A 21,169-nucleotide genomic window follows, 5' to 3' on the forward strand; every position below is an offset into this window, starting at 1 on the left:
TGGGTGGGCGGTTGAGAATCTGCAAATCAATTAGTCAACAAACTCCGAATATCCCAGCTCTTGCAATTCATCCGGTTTGTTGCAGTTTGCCCTCATTCCGCTCAAGGACTGCCCTCCATGCTTTTGACTTCCTGGCTCGATTCCCTCCGATTCTCCCCAAAAAACGTCCGAAAACTACGAGCAGGTCGAAACGGACTTCGTCGAAAACAGATCGCTGCCATTCCCGCCCAAGCCGAAGTTTTGGAAGACCGCACGTTGCTAGCGGCAGTCATCAACGAGGTGCTTTTTGATCCAGCGAGTGGTGTGCCAGACGGTGATGCCAATGGCGACGGCGTGCGTAGTGCGAGTGGAGACGAGTTTGTCGAGGTCATCAACACTGGACCTGGGACTTTGGATATCAGCGGGTGGACGCTGAGTGACGACGACGGCGGCGACTTCACGTTCCCCGCGGGCACGATCCTACAAGAGAACCAAGCTCTCGTGCTTTTCGGCGGTGGCACACCAGCCGGGGCTTTCAGCGATGGTTCGACAGTTCCGGCGGCGAATCCGAACTTTGGCAACTCGCTGATCTTTGTCGATGACGGAAGTATCGGATCGGGTTTTTCGAACAGTGGCGATCTGATTCAACTTATCGATGCCGGTTCGACAGTCATCGATTCGGTGAGTTACGGGAGTGCGGCTGGACAGGGGCTGGCCGATCTGTCCGGCGGCTCTGACCAATCCAGCACACGGAGCCCCGATCTCGTGGGGACCTTCGTCGATCACGTGGGTGCCGATACCGACGACGGCTCACGGTTCTCACCAGGCACACGGATTGATGGCAGTCTGTTCAATGCAGCTGGTGCGCCGGAGATCAACGTGCAAGGGATGTCGATGGACATCCTCGATGGGGATACAACTCCAACCGCCGCAGACGGTACCGACTTCGGCGACGTGCTGACGAGCGGTGGCTCTGCGACCCAGACTTTCACAATTCAGAACAACGGCACCGCTGATCTGACGCTTGGCACGATCAACGTCACCGGGGCGAACGCAGCTGACTTTGTGATCACTCAGCCAGCGACGACGACGGTCGCTTCGGGTGGCAATGTGACGTTCATGGTGATGTTCGATCCTGCTGCCGACGGTGTTCGTAATGCGACCATCAACATTCCCAGCGACGACGCCGACGAAGATCCGTACGATTTCGCAGTCACAGGAACCGGGGTTGCCGTCGCCACGCCTGAGATCAATGTTCAGGGTCTTGGCATGGATATCGTGGATGGCGATACCACACCAACCACGGCGGATGGTACGGATTTCGGCTCGACTGATTCCAACAGTGGAATGGTGACCAACACATTCACGATCCAAAACACAGGCACTGGTGGTCTGGACGTGACCGCAATCACCGTGACTGGAGCCAATGCTGGTGACTTCACGATTGCCAACTTCACGGCTGGTGTGGTTTCGCCAAGTGGTACGCTAACTTTCGATGTGATTTTCGATCCGGTGGCCGATGGCACCAGCACGGCGACGATTAACATTGCCAACGATGATACCGACGAAAACCCCTACGAATTTAGTGTTACCGGTGAGGGCACGAGTCCGCCGGCCAATTTGGTGGCCCAGCAGGACTTCGATGGCGGTGAAGTCAATCTGGTCACTGGGTTCGATCCCTCAAGTGACAACCTGGACGGTGGAGCCGGTGATTTCTTCGGTGTTGGAAGTCGGAATGCTTGGCCACAGGGTTTTCCGAATCCGGGTGTGCCGTTCAGCCTTGCGGACGACACAGTCTTCGGCTACTCAAGCGGAACCGCAAACCCAAGTGATACTGAAGGGATCTTCGGGCAGAACGCCGACTTGGATAACGACTACTTCGCCCTGTCCGACAGCGATGAATTCGGTACCGACCAAACAGCGAGTTGGACGTTTGACATCTCCGGGGCATCCAACCTGGGTATCATGATCGATATCGGCGCTCGAATGGACAGCGCCTTCGACTACAGCGACGACACCATCCTGACGTTCACGGCATCGATTGACGGTGGCACCGCTCAGACGCTGTTTAGTATTGCTCCAGTGGCGAACAATTTGGGGTCGGGATCGCTGCGACCACTCGACAATGGAACCAACGATGACCCCGCGGAAGTCCTGTTGGCCACCGGCGACGCGGTCATTACAAAAGAATTCGCCGAGGGCACCACGTCAACCACGGCAGCGGACTTGTATCTTGATAAATCGTTGTCTGCCGATGGCTCGCTCGATACGTTCTTGACAAGTATAGCCGGCACGGGCTCGAACCTCACGATCACGTTCACGGCCAACCTACCATTCGAAGTGGCAGTCTTCGACAACATTATCATCACGGGCGATGCAGCCGTTGGACCGGAAATCGACGTCCAAGGCAACGCCATGAGCATTCCCGATGGCGATACGACCCCCACGACGGACGATGGCACCGATTTCGGTTTGGTGGAGACAGCGTCCGGCGACCAAACCCAAACCTTCACCATCCTCAACACGGGCAGCGACCCTCTCGATGTGTCCGCAATCAATGTGACGGGTGCGAATGCCGGTGACTTCACGATCACGAACTTCACTGCCGGCTCCGTCGCTGCCAGTGGTTCAACGACTTTTGACGTTGTCTTCGATCCCAGTGCCGACGGTGTCCGCAACGCGACAATCAGCATCGTCAACGACGACGCTGACGAAAACCCCTACGACTTCGCCGTGACCGGCATGGGTGTGACCAACGCCGCTCCAGAAATCAATGTTCAGGGACTTGGCATGGACATTGTGGATGGCGATACCACGCCGGATTCGGCAGATGGCACCGACTTCGGTCCAACTCTGACCTCCAACGGCATGGTGACCAACACGTTCACAATCCAGAATACTGGAACCGCTGATTTGGATGTGTCGGCGATCACGGTTACTGGCGCGAATGCGGGCGATTTCACGATCGCGAACTTCACGCCCGGGAACGTGTCTTCGAGCGGTTCCATCACTTTCGATGTCGTTTTCGACCCGGCCGCCGATGGCACGAGTACAGCGACGATCAACATTGCCAACGATGATGCCGACGAAAACCCGTACGAGTTCGCCGTCACCGGGACCGGCTTGAGTACGCCAGTGATTGTGATCAACGAAGTCGACGCTGACACGCCGAGCACCGATGACCTGGAATTCATCGAACTCTATGACGGCGGCGCCGGGAACACGTCACTGGATGGGTTGGTTGTTGTGCTGTTCAACGGCAGTGACGATGCATCATACGACGCCATCGATTTGGATGGACAGTCCACCGATGCCAACGGATACTTCGTGATTGGCTTGGCTGGTGTTCCCAACGTCGATTTGATTCCCAACACACTGATCGAAGGGGCATGGGTCGATAACCAAATTCAGAACGGTGCCGACGCCGTGGCCTTGTTCGTCGGCAACGACACCGACTTCCCAATCGACACGCCAGTCACCGCTACCAACCTCATCGATGCCGTTGTCTACGACACGAACGACAGCGATGACTCTGGCCTCATCGATGTGCTCACGCCAGGGCAGCCGCAGATCAACGAGTCTGAAAACGGCGACAGTGGGAACGATGCCATCGCCCGAGTTCCGAACGGCGGTACGGCACTTGATACGTCCACCTATGTCACGCAAACCCCGACACCCGGTGAAACCAATGTGCTGCCGACAGTGTCGGTTGACTTGGAGGTTACCAAGTCGGTTGATCAGACAGCGATTCTCGATGGTGGAACCGTTACCTACACCTACATTGTGACAAACAATGGGCCAAGCGACTCCACAGGGGCCACGCTGGATGACACGACCACATTTGATGGAACTTCCTTTGTCATCAGCAATGCAATGGTTGTGTTCAGCGGTGGTGGCGCGGGATCGGTTGCAGCTACCGATGACCCCGATTTGACAATCACCGCGCTGCCAAGCGGTGCGACTGCAACGGTCACATTCGATGTCGCCGTGACTGGCACGGGGACACTCGACAACACGGTTGAAGTGACGGCCGCCAACGAAGCCGATCCCGATTCCACACCGAACGATGGAATGGGCGATGACTTCGCCGACGCCGACGATGTCACCGTGAGCGCACTACCAGCACTCTCGATCGACGACGTCACCGAAAACGAAGGAAATTCCGGAACAACGACATACACGTTCACGGTGAGTCTGTCGGTTCCCGCTCCGGTCGGTGGTGTCACATTCGACATCGCCACTGCCGATGACTCCGCGACAACCGCCGACTCGGACTACGTTGCCCAATCGCTGACCAGTCAAACGATCGCCGAAGGAAACACGTCTTACACCTTCGACGTGACCGTCAACGGCGACACGAATGTCGAACCGAACGAATCGTTCTTCGTCAACTTGTCGAACGTGACCGGGGCGACCGTCAGCGATGATCAGGGGGTTGGAACCATCACCAATGATGACTTCCCGCCACTGGTGATCAACGAGTTTGTCTTCGACCATACCAGTAGCGATACCAACGAGTTCATCGAACTTTTCGGCGACGCAAGCTTCGATTATTCTGCCTTCACGATCTTGGTGATCGAGGGGGATGGCAGCTCAATCGGCATCATTGACGATGTCATTGCAGTCGGCTCGACAGACGCGAATGGGTTCTTCAGCACCGGCTACTTGAACAGTGAGTTCGAGAACGGAACCCAAACGATTCTGCTCGTCACCAATTTCACAGGCTCCGAAGGTGACGATCTCGATACTGATAACGATGGGACACTCGATTCGCTGCCATGGGCTGCCGTAGTCGATAGTGTGGCCATTTTCGATGGTGGCACAGGAGACGTCACCTACGAAGGTTCAACCGGACCGGTTCTGGGACCGAACTTTGACGGTGTCAGTCCGTTCAAACCTGGCGGGGCGTCACGAATACCGAACGGCACGGATACCGACACGGTAGCCGACTGGGTGCGGAACAACTTCAATGGCGCAGGTCTTCAAGATTTCCCGTCCGCGACAGCATCTGCGGGTGAGGCCATTAGCACCGAAGGCACCGTCAACATGGTGCAACAGGGCATCGACCTATTCGTCATGAAATCGGTCGACAACAATGACGTGACCGAGGGGGATATCGTCACGTTCACGATCGAAGTCGGCAACACGACCATTGCCACCCAGGCAGCGACCGGCGTTGAAGTCACCGACATGCTGCCGGCAGATTTCATGGTAACTGCCAACACGCCAAGCGAAGGCTCATTCACCCCCGGGACCGGCGTTTGGACGGGCATTGAACTCGCCGCTGGTGAGACGGCCACGCTGACCATCACCGGGACCTTCACCGATTTTGTGAGCTCGCCTTACACGAACTATGTCGAAGTCACCGCCGCCAACGAGACGGACCCCGACTCAACGCCGGGCAACAACAGTGGTCGCGGCGAAATCGGTGATCCGTCCAGCGAAGACGACGACGATAGCGTTATGGTCACGGTTGCCGAACTCGTAACAACGGACTTGGAGGTGATGAAGTCCGACAACGCCGACCCAATCTTCACAGGCGAGACTACAACCTACACGGTGACGATCACCAATAACGGTCCTGAAGACGTCACCGGAGCCACGCTCGATGACACGATCGTCTTCCCATCAGGCATGTTTACCGTCAGAAACGCCAGCCTCGTGTTCTCTACGCCTGGAGCCACAACCGGCAGCGGTATGTTGGTCGAAGAAGCAGACGGACCGAACATCACCGGATTGAATCTTGCCAACGGGGAAACAGCAACCCTGACGTTCGACGTTACCGCAGACACCGGCACTGGAACAATCACTAACACCGCCACGGTTTCTGGTGGCACGCCGGTAGATGTCAACGGATTAAACGATACCGCTGTTGAAACCACAACGGTCAACGCACCGCCATCACCGTTGGTGATCAACGAATTCGTGTTCGATCACACGGGCAGCGATACCGACGAATTCATCGAAGTTTTCGGTGATCCAAATACAGATTATTCCGCATTCACGATCTTGGTGATTGAAGGCGAAGGTAGTGGTACCGGTGTCATCGACAATGTGGAGACGATCACCACCACCGATGCCAACGGGTTCTTCAGCACGAGCTACTTGAACAGCGAGTTCGAGAACGGCACTCAAACCATTCTAATCGTCGAGAACTTCACCGGATCTTTGAATGACGACCTGGACACCAACAATGATGGAATACTCGATTCCATGCCTTGGACCAGCGTTGTCGACAGTGTGGCGGTCTTCGATGGAGATGCAGGAGACGTCACCTACGAAGGTTCGACCGGAGCGGTCTTGGGGCCGAATTTTGATGGTGTAAGTCCCTTCGAACCAGGTGGAGCGTCGCGAATTCCCAACGGAACCGACACCGACACATCCGCCGATTGGGTTCGCAACGATTTTGGTGGTGCCGGCTTGCCAAGCTTCCCGTCGGCTCAGGCATCTGCAGGTGTGGCCATCAATACCAAAGATGCCGTCAACATAGTGCAACAGGGCATCGACTTGGAAGTCAGCATCTCTGTTGACAATGACGACGTGCTTGTCGGTGAGACGATCACATTCACTATTGAGACTAGCAACACCGCGATTGCAACGCAGACCGCAACGGGTGTGGAACTCACCGAAGTGCTGTCGGACGATTTCGTGCTGACCATGTTCAATGCCAGTGAAGGTTCGTTTGATCCGAACACTGATATTTGGTCTGGCCTGGAACTCGATGCCGGTGAGACGCAGACTCTCACAATCACAGGCAGCTTCATCGCTGCCACAGATTCACCTTACGAAAACTACGTGCAAGTAACGGCGGCAAACGAAGTCGACCCGGACTCAACGCCAAACAATGGCACCGCACCAACACCTGCGGAAGACGATGAAGCGGCAACTACCGTCGTTGTCACCGAGCCGGATGTTGTGCCACCGACCTTGGACTCCGCGGACATCGTGGACGATCGATCCGGTGGCCCAATCGCCGAAGGCACTTTGGTGACCTACACGCTCACCTTCAGCGAAGACATCGATGACAGCACGGTGGATGCCGCCGACTTCACGAACGCAGGCACCGCACCAATCACAATCGGAGCAATCACCGAAACTAGCCCGGGAGTCTTCACCGTCGAAGTCACACCAACCGCTCCTGGCACACTGATCCTGCAAATGCCCGTTGTTGCAACCATTGATGACGTTGCTGGGAACTCACTCGTTCCTCCTGTCGAGGACGATACAACGATCACAGTGACGGATGCGACCGCTCCCACACTTGATGCTGCGGATATCGTCGACGATCAAAGTGGCGGTCCGATCACCGAAGGCACGCTGGTGACCTACACAGTCACCTTCAATGAAGACATCGACGAAAGCACGGTGGATGCCGCCGACTTCACAAACGCAGGCACCGCATCAATCACAATCGGAGCAATCACCGAAACGAACCCGGGGGTCTTCACCGTCGAAGTCACGCCAACCGCTCCTGGCACATTGATCCTGCAAGTGCCCGTTGGTGCTACCATCGATGATCCGGCTGGGAACTCGCTGGTTCCTCCGGTCGATGATGATACGACGATCACCGTCACCGATGGTACCGCACCCACTCTGGCGCCGGTTGACATTGTGGACGATCGATCCGGTGGCCCAATCGCCGAAGGCACTTTGGTGACCTACACGCTCACCTTCAGCGAAGACATCGATGACAGCACGGTGGATGCCGCCGACTTCACGAACGCAGGCACCGCACCGATCACAATCGGGGCAATCACCGAAACGAGCCCGGGGGTCTTCACCGTTGAAGTCACACCGACCGCGAGCGGCATGTTGATCCTGCAAGTGCCCGTTGGTGCGACCATCGACGACGTCGCCGGAAACTCCCTGGTTCCGCCGGTCAACGACGACACAACAATCACCGTCTCGGACGTCACAGCTCCGACTCTCGCATCCGCGGACATCGTGGACGATCAAAGTGGCGGCCCAATCGCTGAAGGCACACTCGTGACTTACACAGTCACCTTCAGCGAAGACATCAACGAAAACACCGTGGGGGTCGCCGACTTCACGAACGCAGGCTCCGCACCAATCACGGTCGGAACGATCACGGAAACGAGCCCAGGGGTCTTCAACATTGAAGTGATGCCGACCGCTCCCGGCACACTGATCTTGGAAGTATCGAGCGCGGCAACGATTGACGATCCCGCTGGGAATTCTTTGGTTCCGCCGATCCAAGACGATACGACGATCACCGTCACGGACGCGACGGCTCCTTTGCTTGATGCTGCGGATATTGTCGACGATCAAAGTGGTGGCCCGATCATCGAAGGCACACTCGTGACTTACACAGTCACCTTCAGTGAGGACATCGATGATGGCACCGTGGATGCCGCTGACTTCAGGAACGCAGGCACCTCGCCAATTACGATTGGAGTAATTACTGAAACCAGCCCAGGGGTCTTCACTGTTGAAGTCACGCCAACCGCTCCCGGCACACTCATCCTGCAAGTACCGAACGGTGCAACCATCAACGACGTTGCCGGAAACTCATTAACTACTCCGGTTGACGACGACACAACGATCACCGTTACCGCAACTCCCGAAGCGGATCTCATGGTGACAACGACCAACACGATTGACCCGATCATCACCGGCGGCACCACAACCTACACCGTCACCATCACCAACAGTGGTCCGGACGATGTCACCGGCGCGAGCCTCGACGATTCGATCACATTCCCGACAGGCACCTTCACTGTTGGCAACGAAAGCCTGTCGTTCTCCGGCAGCGGCAGCGGATCCCTGGTGATTGAAGCGGACGGCCCGAATATCACCGATCTTGTCCTCGCGAACGGAGAAACGGCCACACTGACATTCGACGTGACTGCCGAAACCGGAGTCGGCCCGATCACAAACACAGCAACCGTTTCCGGTGGATCTCCTGCTGATCCGGATACCGCCAACAACTCCACCGTCGAAACCACGATCGTCGAAGCACCGCCGATCACGAAAGTCGAGTTCAGCAACGCGACAAATAGTGACCTGGAGACCTCCGGCGGGAACCAACCTGTCCTGCTCGTCAATGGAACCTTGACGGAAGATCAAACCGTCGACGTCATCGTCACTGGTGGAACTGCCATCGACGACACCGACTTCACACTAACCGAAACCGTGACGATTCCCGCAGGTGTTTATGACGGAACCAACGCAACCGCGGTTTCCATCGGTCTGACGATCATGGATGACGCTGTTGTCGAGTTGGATGAAACAATCGAACTCGCGCTGGCCAACCCCACCGGCAACCTAGTGATCAACGATACCAACGATGACACGACAACTCAGGCTACAACAATTTACACTGTCACAAATGACGATGCCGCGACGTTGTCCATTGATGATGTGACCGATTTCGAAGGAACCAGCGGCACGCGACAACTCGTTTTCACTGTGACTTTGGACAATGATGTCGAAACCGGTTTAACGGTGGACTTCGATACTGTCGGCGATACTGCAACCGCAACGGATGGGGACTACGTCGCGAACATCGGAAACGCGTTGACCTTCAGCGGCACCGCTGGCGAGACGCAAACGTTGACCGTCTTGATCAACGGAGATACCGACCGCGAGGCTGATGAATCGTTCTTCGTCGAATTGTCGAACATCCAGGCCGGCGGACGCGATGTCACACTGAGTGATGCGCAGGGTGTTGGTGTGATCGTCAACGACGATTTGGCTCCCAATATCGCCGACTTGACGGATGCGAACATTGATCCCATCGAGATCAACGGCCCGTTCACACTGACTGTCAGTGGAAACTTCGATAATTCGCCGAGTGAAACCGATGCCACTGCGGACGACTTGTTCTTCTGGGACCCAGCCAGTGGTGCGAATCGCATCGTGTTCGGAGATGGATCGGTGCAAGACAATCCGTTCGCACCGACCGATATCAACGGCAACGACTTCACCCAAGTAAGGATCGGCGACTTTGATAACGACGCCGGTCACGATCTGTTCTTCTGGAACCCGAGCACCGGCCGAAACCGGTTGATCCATGCCAACGGTGGAACGACAAGCGTTGTGGGAACGATGGAAAACAACGTCGTCCCTGTGATCCTCGTCAACGGCAACGATTTCGAACAGTTCGTCGTCGGAAACTTTGACGATGGCGGCCCGGAGGATCTCTTCTTCTGGAACCCAGTCAGTGGTGCGAATCGTCTGGTTCATTTTGAAGTGGTCACCCCCGGCATGGATACCGACTTCAACAACCAACAGACGAATGTAATTGCACCGTCGTGGGTGAACGGCGACTTCGAAATTGTGCTGTCGGGTCAGTTCTTGGACAGTTCCCTCGATGAGTTACTGTTCGTCAACTTGCAAACCGGTCAAAACCGGCTAGTGTCCTTGACCGCAGTAACACCAGGAACAACGACGAACTTCGACTCGGCCGATATCGACTTCTTGCCAGTCACGCTGTTTAACGGCAACGACTACGATCGAATCGAAATTGGTGATCTCAATGGTGATGGATTGGATGACGTCTTCGCGTGGAATACCAATAGCGGTGACAACCGCACGGCTTTGACGAATCTTGATCCCAATGGAGAAGCCGTTCCAGTCGACAACGTAGTCAACCGCTTGTCCATCAACGGAGACTTCGAGCAAATCGCTCGTCTTACAGAAGAAGTCTTCAGCGATGAACTAGCCGACGAGTTCTTCTTCTGGAACCCACAAACCGGCCAGAACCGCACAGGCTTCTTGCAAGACTAGTGTGTTGAGGCATTCGTGGTGGTGAGTGAGCTGATTACCAGTGAATTCACCACCGCAATTTTCGAGCGACCAAAGCAAAAATCGCGAGAAATATGTTGCACACACTTTGATAGTGTAGTGCTTGATCGGCTCGCTCATGAGCAGTGTCTACTCGAGAGTGACGTGAAGTTTACATCAATCATATGTGACTATTGGCCGGTTCCGTATGCAGCTTATCGCCCCTAGGTTTTCAAGTATTGCCATCCCATTAGTCGGTCTCCTCGGATACTTAGAGATTTTAGCAAAAACCAGCGTAATATTAATCTGAGATGTTGTAATCAGCAAGTTGGTACTTGCTTGGCAGCCAGAATGTAGCATAGGCCGGGAAAAATGCCGATCCATTGCTAATGTCGTGCTCCGAGCCCATTTTCGACGAATCCGTGATCTCGTTTCATTTTGCTTTGGAATTTGGATTCATGAACCATCGACGCTTCCGCAGAAACAGTCGGCGAGGGTTTACCCTCATTGAACTCCTCGTCGTGATTGCGATCATCGCGATCTTGATTGCACTGCTTCTGCCCGCTGTGCAGCAAGCTCGTGAGGCTGCCCGTCGGACCGAATGTAAGAATAATTTAAAGCAAATCGGTCTCGCGATGCACACCTTCCACGACACCTACAAGCACTTTCCTGCCGGCATTAATATTCCGATTGCTAGTACGTCGGGAGCCGTCTACCCGACAAACAGTCTCCACACGTCCGGAAAGATCCCCGCCCCCCCTTTTCCGGATCAGTACGGATCGTGGTTGGCTTACATTTTGCCGTTCATGGAGCAGGCGAACATCACGAATCAGTACGACTTCTCTCAACGAGAATATGGCAATACCAATGGACCAGACTCGATCGGCGCGACGGTGGTTAAATCTTATATTTGTCCATCAGATAATTCTTCGGAACCTGTGATCACCTATACAAGTGGCGGCAACACCTACTACTTTGCGATCAATAGTTACATGGCGAACGCAGGCACACAGTCTTGGTATATTTTTGATGCGACATTCGATGGTGTGTTTCAGATCAATAGTCGATCTCGAATGGCAACCATCAAAGACGGCACATCAAACACATTGCTAGTCGGCGAACGTTACAGTTACGATCGAAACTGGAGCGATTTTCCGAATCGTCGTGGTTGGGCATGGTCGAACTTCAATTCGCCTCAGGACTGTCTGGGGGGAACGTTTGTGCCTATCAACTATAATGTTCCAGATGGGTTTAGTGATCCGCCCCCATACTCTGAGACGGACAAGAAACTCAGTTCCTTCAGTAGTGCACATCCCGGCGGAGCAAACTTTGCGTTGTGTGACGGTTCCGTACGGTTCATGTCGCAAACATCAACGGGTGGGCTGACTACGCTACAACTCCTCGCACGCCCTGCGGATGGTCAAGTCGTTCAGCTTGACTAGAGTCGACTCCCCTAGGCAATTCTAGAGTTCAACACACCATCAAATGCCCCTCCAGAAAGGCAGTTAGGTGCAGACTCGGCAATCATTGTATCGGTTCGGCGTTTTGGGAGTTGCAGTATTTTTCTGCTGGGGATGTTCAACGCCACCTCCACCTATTGTTCCCGTTAAGGGAACGATCACTCTGAATGATGAACCGCTTCCCTCCGTCGAAGTTCGTTTTTATCCTTTGCATGACGAACTCGACGGAAGTTTTATCGCCAGTGGTGTTACAGATGAGAATGGACAATTCTCGCTTCAATGCGGCGGTCAATCCGGAGCTTGTGCATGGAAGCACAAAGTGACTGTGACCGAAGCCCCCATGCCAGGTGAGTTTCGAGGCCAAAGTGGCGAATCTCAGATAAAAGCCTCGCAGTATATCGAAAGCCTGAAGAACCGACCGATTCCTGACAAGTACGGAACGCTCGCCCAGACGCCATTGACAATCACAGTCACTGAAGATCAACAAACCTACGATATCAAGCTCAGTCGCTAGAACAGTTTCATAACGCAGATTCTAGTGAACGCTCTGGCAAGCGATTTGCATGCCGATGCTGGTGAAAGGAGACACCAGCATGTTGATTACCCTGTCGGCGTGGCCTCGACTTGGCCGCAATCGCACGGGGTCCAGGACGGCCCCCAAACCGTATCTCAATAATGAGCAATGGCTTTTGATCGATGACCTGTTCGAGGACCCGCTTCCCTCCAAACTCGGCGGACGACCGCGTGTACCGCCACGCCGGTGCCTAGAAGGCGTATTGTGGGTCTTAGTTTCCGGAGCGAGATGGAAAGATTTACCAGAACGATATCCCAGTCCAGCCACCTGCTGGCGGCGGCTCAAGCAGTAGACTGAGTCCGGCGTGTTCGCAGCTGCTTGGACGAGGTTGCTGGGGCACATGGAGGATTTTCGGGACTTCAACTGGGAAGAAGCCATCGGCGATGGTACCTTTGCCCCAGCAAAAAAGGGGGCTCCGCGGTTGGCAACACCAAGAAAGGCAAAGGCACCAAGATCATGCTGATGGTCGATGGCGTGGGCACACCCTTGGCGGTGACGATTGCCAGTGCCAACCAAAGTGAAGTTCGACTGATCAAACCGTTGATCGAGCAACGTCAGCTCCCCCGAAAACCGAAACGACTGATGTACGATCGAGCCGCCGACTGCGATCCGTTGCGGACTCGGCTGGCGACGGAACAGATCGAGTTGATCTGCCATCATCGCAAAAGTCGCAAGCGACCCGTGACTCAAGACGGTCGCAAAGCTCGATGCCTAGCCCCCCGTTATGTCGTCGAGCGGAGCATCAGCTGGTTGCAAACCAATCGACGAATCACAGTACGTTATGAATACTACGATCATCTGTTTCTCGGCTTCGTACAACTCGCTTGCATGTTCACTGTTATCAAATGGTTTTGAAACTACCTCTAACAAACGTTGGAGCGGTTCGGCTCACCATCTTCCCAATCGACGTCGCAGGAGGCGGCCGTAAAGGTACCTTGAGTTAAGCGGTCAAGAGCAAAGACGCCGACCGCTCAACTCCGCGTTAGGCACACCATTCATGGGCACGGGGGCTATGGACGCGAAGCTGCTCCAGACATATCTCGAGTACGCCAAAACCGAAGAGGCTCAAGCGGTTCTTTTCGTGAAAAAGCATCTCGCTCAAGCCAAGGGGCATTGGGTGGACATCATCGACTGTCGACGGTACGAGAAGTCCCCGGACCCGTTACACTTCCGGTTCGTCGCGGGCGGCCTATACAAGCGAAGGCTGACGCCGCAGTATCCCGCGAAGTCCGACTACATCAGCGATGGTCGTTTTCGCGAACGGGACTACCACCTATCTGTGCGGGCGATCACGTGGGAGACGGCCCACAGAGATATTGAACAGCAAAAGATGCGGCATGTGGCCGCGACGGAGTTCAAGATCACCGGCGTGAGCTATGACAAGAACCGGAACAACAAGAATCTCTTTCGGGACGGCACGCCACCGAAGATCATGGCACTTGCGGCGAATCCCAACGATCGGACCGATCCGTTGTGGGACAGAGCCGTGTCGTATCTTGTTGGGCCGGAGTTCGTGTACGAGATCAAGAAGATCGACATCGAGAAGCCGGGTGCCTAACCATGCGGTGAACGGGAGCCGCCGATGACGCAAGTTGTGAAATCATAGTTTCTTCGCGGCGGCCCCGTTACCGCCGTCGTTATACGACAGAAAACGAGAACCCTGGAATCCAACATCAATGTCAACTCGAACCTACGCCTTTTCGGTAAAGTCGCTTGATCCGATTCGCGACGCCATCGCTTCCCAGAATCAGACGGCATTCGACGCCGTCGTGGCGGAGTACGATGCTGACGATGAAGATCGCCGTGAATATGCCAAGAGCATGATCCTGATTGATACTCCACCGGCAAAAGAACCGGGCTGTTGGAACTACGTTGTCGAACCGCTTGCAAAACACTTTGGGCTCCAACCTGAGTATCTTGCAATTGACGATTGGAAACACTACGGCGCTTGGGAAGACTACATCGCCACTGCAAAATCTCACGTTTCCGATGAGACGGTTTTGCTTCTGGGCCACATCAAATCGGGACGCCCATTTCGTGGCATTGAAATAGACCACGACGGATGTCTTTTCGGTTGGCTTTCAAACGCTGAATGTAAGGCATTATTGGACGCGATTCGTGATCTTGATGCTGATGCGTTTGGCGAACTGGACGAACTACACGAAGAATTGGTCGAATCACTGACAACGGTTGTCAACAACGACTCAGAGATGTTCATAGGCGCGAGCTGACAATCGTCGGATAACAATGGCATGAACGCGGAGTCGCCGATCGCGCGTTTTTCGAGTGGAGCGTCAACCGCGGCGGCCCGGTTATGCCGGTCGTTATGTGTCACAGGACCGCGTATGACCAGCACAAAGGAATGGGCCGCGTCTCACGACGTCTGCGTGGACGATACGGTACCGCCTGTTGAAGTCCACAACGAGGCGTGCAAACGCAACGCCCATGAGGTCGCCGTCCGCACGATCATCCTCCAGTGTGTCGCCGCCGTCGGCTACGAGGTCGACGCTGAGCCTGTTATTGATTGGTTGAAAGACCAGGACTTATGGGACCAAGTCTCATCCAAAGAAAAAGCATTTCTCTGTGCAGACGAACGGTCCGACAAAGAACGTAGTGATGCCCGTTGGCGTCAAGAAGCTCAATGGGCCCTTTTATGGTCGATCCGACAGATCGAATCATTAGGTCTACCAACTCAAACTTGCGATACCGCGAGACTGGTTGATGAGATCATGCCCGTACTCGGTGAGCCAGTAGATCCATTTGTGTCCTCGGCTGATCTTCGGCCGCCAGCCGAAATCCTTGCCGAAGACGATCGAATCTACAATCTGCACTGCTACGCACGACAAGCATATCGCAGAAATGCAATGCCTGATGATTTGGTGTACGATGTTCTTTTCCAACGTCATTACGCGTTTGAGTGGCTCAACGGAACTGAGGATTGGGACGCTGTAACGACTGACACATAACAATGTGTTGCGCCGGAGTCGCGACCGGCGCGTTTCCTGAAGTCATAGTCCACCGTCGCGACCCGGTGAACACGGACGTTATCCGACTGAATTGATGGCCATGGCTGAACACCGCCCTGTCGATCACAAAGACTCTGATGCCGAGTACGCCGCACAAATTCGCGAATGGGTGGCGCAACGCGCCGAGTGCGAGTTGCTCGACTCTATTGACCCAACATTCCTGATTGGGGAATGGAAAAGCAGCATCAGCCGAAGCGACGATGGTACACCTGATTACATTTTTCTCGGGGACGGCACTTACCGAACGCCGAATGGCTTTGATGGGCCGTCACCGAATACGTGGACAATCGACGGTGACCACTTCATCGAAACCTATTGGTCGCCACCCGCACCGGAATATGAGATCCATGACCCAATGCAGGGGCAAGAGTGCTACCGATGCGCTCAACTGAAGGATGGTCGATTTGCATTCTGGAACGGAGACTCTAGTTTACTCGTGTTCTTGACCCGAATTGGCGGATAACCATGTCATCCACCGAAGGACCGCATGGCGCGTTCACAAATGGATTCCACATTGGCGGTCCTCGGTGATGACCGCCGTTCGCCGACGGAGAGAGTCCTCTTGGATTGGAATACTCCCGAAGTAGCTGAAACAAGACGATTGATTCGGAAGTTCTTTCCAGAATCACGCGCGACAGTGCATCTTGACCGCCCAATGGGTGTTTACGACCTCGTCACGGCAATGTCGTGGGCGACAGATTATTTCGCGGACTTTTCTTGCGAACCGAATCCTTACTTGGAGGCGCCGCCGGATCTTGGGCTGGAGGATCGTGGTGGTGTTTGGGATGATGACGATTCGATCTACAAACGACTACTCGAACACACAGGATTCTCACCGACCGGACGTGTTGTGATCATTCCTGACGACTATTGCACTTTTGACCGCACTCCAATTGTTTGTCACTCCCGAACGGCGATCCAACGTGTTCGAGAGTTCTCAGCGACCTATTCAGGAGACTCGAAATGCAAGTGTTTCTTCGACAACCTCAGCGATATCATATTCGTATACGAGTCTGGCGAAGCCATGGTGCTGGATCACGACCAAAGGTTTTTTTGGGCCAAGTCCAAACTGAGAAGCTGGACGGAAGAAGCGGCGAACCATGCGTTGGACCGGAGCGACGCATGAGACGGATTGAAGTGGACACCACATTGGCGTCGCCCGGTCAACGCCAACGTTATGTCGCAAAGAATCTCATGACAAAGCTGGCCCTCACAACGCTTTTCGTAATTGTCGTCTCAATTCATGCAGCGGCGAACGCATCCGCAGAAGAAGCTCCAAGCTCACCTAAAGAGGTCGCGTCCGCCCGTGGAGCTGCGACTCCGGAAGCTGCTTTTAGCTCTTTCCACGCAGCAGTCAAGAAAGACGACTGGGAAGCAGCGTTTAAGGTTCTGACGGATGAATCGCGGGATTTCCTCGTTGGCTCTCTCACAATGGCCACGCATCTTGGCATGCTTGGTCCAGATGGGGCTGATCTTGCGAAGAAACACGTTGACGCTGAACAGCTTGATCTTCTTGTTGAAGAAATGAAAAAGCTTCCGCGTGAAAAACAGCCCACAATTGCCCCCAAGGTGTCAGCGATTGTCAAAAAGAAGGCTCAGTTCTTGTCTGCAGTACTGAAACTATTCGTCGAGCTGAAACGCGAAAACTGGCTTAACAATCTAAAACAGGCAAAGGTCGTAACGCTCGAGTCGGTAACCGTAAAAGGCGACACCGCGCGTATCGCGATTCGCATGGAAGAAAAGGATGACGTTGGGATTGAACACGCAGGACTCAAACGTGTCAAAGGTCGATGGTACGTTGATTACCAAGGCCGACTTAGATGAAATGACGACATAACAATGCAATGCACCGGAGCACTCGCTCCGGCGTGCTGTGAATTCACAGTCAACCTCTCGTGCCCGGTGATTGCGGGCGTTCCCCGACTGACGCCCATAATACGTGACTTTGATGTCAACACAGATTCAAAAGTTTCTCGATCAGCGTCCGCTGTTCACCCAATGCCACGCCGTAGATCGTGATGCTGATTTTGCTATACACTTGGGTGTGTGGCGGCGTTCTGAGTTTCCGGATCTGAACGCATTTGTTGCGTTCGTGTTTCGCTACTCGTCCGTTCTTCAGCCGTACATCGCTGAACCGGACCGTCGCGACCTCGCCTCTTGGTTTCATCCTGATTCAAATGCGGAGGAATCTGCGGCTTCGTACATGACCAATGCGTCTCCACTTTCAACCAACGCTCGCGATTGGCTCGCAAAACACGCCGCCACGGTCGACGGTGGATTCCTTGACTCGTCTTCCATTGACACGGTCATTGTAGACAACGATTCGATGTACATTCAAACCACCGAGTGGTACATCCACTCATTTGTGGCCGACTTGCTGGATGCCCCCGAACCATTCCCGCAATTAGACGGACACGAGAACGAAGAGCCATGGTCCGAGGACCGAAACTTTTACGAGTTTCTTGGTCCCGAATCAGATTCCGTATCGTGTAAGCGTGATGTTTGCGATCGCGGTCGTGTAAAACACAGCGTTTTCTGTCGTCCTCACCATTTTGAGAACGTCAAAGGGCGTCCCTCGCCCTACACGCACTGAACGGCGGAGAACCATGGGTTGCAACGGAGGCCGCGAGTCAACGTTTTTGAAGTGGCAAGTCGTTAGCGCGGCCCCGCTGAACCCTACCGTTCGCCGACACAGAAAGCGAACCTCTAAGTGTCAACAACGTCTAACACGTCAATACGTTTGATTCTAAACGCAAGGTGCGGCAATGACGTCTGATGATGAACCGAGCGAATCTACTCAGGGCGTGTTCCTCACCAAAGGGATGCGCATTGATATTTCTGAGTTCAGCTTGCAACTCAATGCCGATGGTTCCGTTGCAACAAGCAACCTCACCCTCGCGGTCGCTCTTGATATGTCGCCATACTGGCTCGACATTGCTATCACGCACGGTCTGGCAGCAAAAGACGCTAGCTTTGAGACACGCGACGCCCACGCCACAGACGACGCGGAGCGAAAGGGCTTAGCCCTTCAAACCGAGTTCTGTGCCGGAATGCAAGCGATCGTCGCTTGCGCTACCGCTGTCGATGCTCTTTAGACAAACTTACGTGACAGGGTGAACCTGCCGAGCGATCTAGTTGATACTTGGCGCGAAAAACGCACCGCGCGACACAAGCAAGTTAGCGAGGTACTCAGGCGTGCTTTCCGAATTGACGCCGCCACTCTTAAACAAATCATTCCCTTGCTCAAAGACACATACAGTTTCCGCGATCGTGCTGTTCACCCAATTGGTACAACCACAGACCCCGTACAACATCCAGAGCTGAGAATCTATTCGGAATGGCGATATGTCGCGTACTGGTATCAAAACGCGTATAATTTGCTGCGCGCATGCCATTCACTTTTTTCGTTTGTTTTGGAGACCAAGCCCTCAAAGCTCGATCAACCGATCGAAAAATACCGTGATCACCTGCGGCCTCTCTTAGTTCCCGTTCTTGACCGCTTGCAGCACGAGTTTATCGGTGACGACGAATCCCAACACTCAGTACACGAATAGCGGCGAACCATGCGATGCAATGGAGCCGGGCTTGCAAGGTTTCACGAATGGAAAGCCAGCACTCCCGGCCTGCTGATCGCCACCGTTACACGACTGAATAACCTTCCACGCCCAACTTTCTAAATGAAGCACTTCACTGATGCGATGTTCGACGCGATCCGATCGGAGGCGGAGGCGATACGCGAGGGCGCGACCACAGTGTCAGTTGCCAAACTTGATGCTGAGCTAGACAACCAACTTCCGCCGAGCTACAAGGAATTTGTCTCTAAGATCAACGGCGGTGCTATCGGGTCTATCCGGCTATTCGGTGTTGACCGATCCGATTATCTCGACCTCCGCGCCAAGATCGAGGAACTGGGCTCGTTTATCCCATCAATTGCGCGCAAGATCATGATTCCGGTTGCAAGCGATTGGGGCGGTAGTCTTTTCTGCCTTGACACCTATCACCCCGACGAGAACGGCGAATTGCCGGTCTGGTACTGGAACCACGAATACTCGGAAGAGCCCGCAGATGCGCCTTATGTTTGGTCTCAAATTTATGATGGATTTGGGTCATTCATTCGCGATCAACTTGCGACTAAAACAGACGAGTAACCAATGGGTTGCATCGGAGGCCGTGAGTTGAGTTTATTGGAGTGGTGAGTCGTTCGCGCGGCCCCGCTGAACCCTGCCGTTATCCGACACACAGTTGCCCAATTCTCAATTCACTAACAGCAGAGGAACGATATGGACGATCACGAAATCGGCATCCTGACATTTTTGTTGCTGGGACTTGTCCTCATGTTCCTGCCGAACGCGATTCGTGCAAGACGAAAAGGCAGCCAAAGCGAAGCCGAAGCGATTCCGAATCCCAAACCCTGGCAAATTTGGCTTGCTGCCCTTGCGTTCCTTCAGGCAATCGCATTTGTGGTCATCGCGATCGCTTGTGAAGCCGCAGGCACACACTGGATTGTTGGGCTGCTCTGTGTCAGCGGTTCATTCTTGTGCTCTGTGACAGTTCTCGGTTTATTTGGTCTGAGGCCACGGCATTTTCTGTCGTGAATGACACGGCGGTTCTGTACAGAATGCACCACGCAAACCGATGTGACAGAGCCGTCGGATAACAAAGCCGTGAACCGGAGCACTCATTCACGCGGCAACTGAAATCAAAGTCTTCCGTTCGTGCCCGGTTACGGCAGACGTTATGCCGCTAAACCAAACCGCAAAATGAATGGCCACCGAATCCGACTGGGACAAATGGTTTGCCGCAGAACTCGTTCTCGAAATCACGGTCGAGAACGACCCACGAATTGTCGCGCAAATCGAAACGTACTTGATCCGCGCCGATTCTCCTGATGCGGCGTATGCCCGTGCCCTCGAACTTGGGCCATCACTTGATTATCGATACCGCAATTCAGATGGCGAAATCGTCACGATGAAATATCGCGGCATTCACGCGCTTGATTCCATCCAAGACACACCGAAAGATGGCACTCAAATTACTGTTCGACAATCGCTGATGGACAATAAGTCTGCCATTGATGATATGATTCGCTCTAAGAATCGCCTTGATTTGTTCACCGATTCGGATGACGGCTGGGATGGTCCTAACCTGTCACAATGATCGAATACGCGGCATAACAACAGCGTGAACCGGAGTGGCGATTCACGCCGAATTTGAATTCAACGTCAACCGTCGCCACCCGGTTATCTCAAACGTTAGGCCCTCACCAATGGTTGGTCTCAAGGTCACGATCAACGACGGCGAGTCTGTCACTGGCGGTACTGAAGACCTAGGCGTCCTGACTGCTTCGGTCTCTGCATCTGGCATACTCGGTAAAGAGTCGGATT

16 protein-coding genes are annotated in these 21,169 nt (G+C 54.2%); all 16 read left to right on the forward strand.

The genetic code is table 11. The features are described 5' to 3' along the window. Positions 1-117: 117 nt before the first annotated feature. The 16 genes from G6R38_RS27615 to G6R38_RS27690 all read left to right on the forward strand — a co-directional run bounded on the left by G6R38_RS27615 (position 118) and on the right by G6R38_RS27690 (position 20,942). Positions 118-10,728, forward strand: a complete 10,611-nt coding sequence (locus G6R38_RS27615; protein ID WP_166832093.1) for a beta strand repeat-containing protein — start codon at positions 118-120, stop codon at positions 10,726-10,728. Between the two features lie 455 nt (positions 10,729-11,183). Further along, positions 11,184-12,167 carry a DUF1559 domain-containing protein gene (locus G6R38_RS27620; protein WP_166832095.1) on the forward strand — a complete coding sequence of 328 codons (984 nt, stop codon included), beginning with the start codon at positions 11,184-11,186 and terminating at the stop codon, positions 12,165-12,167. Between the two features lie 337 nt (positions 12,168-12,504). Further along, complete coding sequence (locus tag G6R38_RS27625) at positions 12,505-12,699, forward strand: hypothetical protein (protein ID WP_166832097.1); 195 nt, start codon at positions 12,505-12,507, stop codon at positions 12,697-12,699. Between the two features lie 79 nt (positions 12,700-12,778). Further along, positions 12,779-13,051 (forward strand): transposase, encoded by a 273-nt coding sequence (locus tag G6R38_RS27630; protein WP_166832099.1) that lies wholly within the window; start codon positions 12,779-12,781, stop codon positions 13,049-13,051. A 26-nt stretch (positions 13,052-13,077) separates the two neighbouring features. Continuing rightward, a complete protein-coding gene (locus G6R38_RS27635; RefSeq protein ID WP_166832101.1) occupies positions 13,078-13,614 on the forward strand; it encodes a transposase in 537 nt (178 codons plus the stop codon). A gap of 157 nt (positions 13,615-13,771) precedes the next feature. Beyond that, positions 13,772-14,317, forward strand: coding sequence for a hypothetical protein (locus G6R38_RS27640; protein ID WP_166832103.1), 546 nt, complete (start codon positions 13,772-13,774; stop codon positions 14,315-14,317). A 118-nt stretch (positions 14,318-14,435) separates the two neighbouring features. After that, positions 14,436-14,990 carry a hypothetical protein gene (locus G6R38_RS27645; RefSeq protein ID WP_166832105.1) on the forward strand — a complete coding sequence of 185 codons (555 nt, stop codon included), beginning with the start codon at positions 14,436-14,438 and terminating at the stop codon, positions 14,988-14,990. A gap of 114 nt (positions 14,991-15,104) precedes the next feature. Continuing rightward, on the forward strand, positions 15,105-15,725 hold the full coding sequence (locus G6R38_RS27650) for a DUF4272 domain-containing protein (RefSeq protein ID WP_166832107.1): 621 nt from the start codon (positions 15,105-15,107) through the stop codon (positions 15,723-15,725). Between the two features lie 100 nt (positions 15,726-15,825). Further along, positions 15,826-16,248, forward strand: a complete 423-nt coding sequence (locus G6R38_RS27655; protein WP_166832109.1) for a hypothetical protein — start codon at positions 15,826-15,828, stop codon at positions 16,246-16,248. Positions 16,249-16,272: 24 nt separating this feature from the next. After that, positions 16,273-16,911, forward strand: coding sequence for a hypothetical protein (locus tag G6R38_RS27660; RefSeq protein WP_166832111.1), 639 nt, complete (start codon positions 16,273-16,275; stop codon positions 16,909-16,911). After that, positions 16,908-17,609 carry a hypothetical protein gene (locus G6R38_RS27665; RefSeq protein WP_166832113.1) on the forward strand — a complete coding sequence of 234 codons (702 nt, stop codon included), beginning with the start codon at positions 16,908-16,910 and terminating at the stop codon, positions 17,607-17,609. Before G6R38_RS27660 ends, G6R38_RS27665 begins: the two co-directional genes overlap by 4 nt. 124 nt (positions 17,610-17,733) lie before the next feature. After that, positions 17,734-18,378: a hypothetical protein gene (locus G6R38_RS27670; protein WP_166832115.1), complete on the forward strand. Its 645-nt coding sequence runs from the start codon at positions 17,734-17,736 to the stop codon at positions 18,376-18,378. A 172-nt stretch (positions 18,379-18,550) separates the two neighbouring features. Beyond that, positions 18,551-18,880 carry a hypothetical protein gene (locus G6R38_RS27675; RefSeq protein WP_166832117.1) on the forward strand — a complete coding sequence of 110 codons (330 nt, stop codon included), beginning with the start codon at positions 18,551-18,553 and terminating at the stop codon, positions 18,878-18,880. Positions 18,881-19,462: 582 nt separating this feature from the next. Next, on the forward strand, positions 19,463-19,933 hold the full coding sequence (locus G6R38_RS27680; RefSeq protein ID WP_166832119.1) for an SMI1/KNR4 family protein: 471 nt from the start codon (positions 19,463-19,465) through the stop codon (positions 19,931-19,933). Between the two features lie 132 nt (positions 19,934-20,065). After that, complete coding sequence (locus G6R38_RS27685) at positions 20,066-20,380, forward strand: hypothetical protein (protein WP_166832121.1); 315 nt, start codon at positions 20,066-20,068, stop codon at positions 20,378-20,380. Positions 20,381-20,549: 169 nt separating this feature from the next. Then, complete coding sequence (locus G6R38_RS27690; protein ID WP_166832123.1) at positions 20,550-20,942, forward strand: DUF4288 domain-containing protein; 393 nt, start codon at positions 20,550-20,552, stop codon at positions 20,940-20,942. Positions 20,943-21,169: the final 227 nt, after the last annotated feature.

Source organism: Thalassoroseus pseudoceratinae (assembly GCF_011634775.1).
Lineage (GTDB): Bacteria > Planctomycetota > Planctomycetia > Planctomycetales > Planctomycetaceae > Thalassoroseus > Thalassoroseus pseudoceratinae.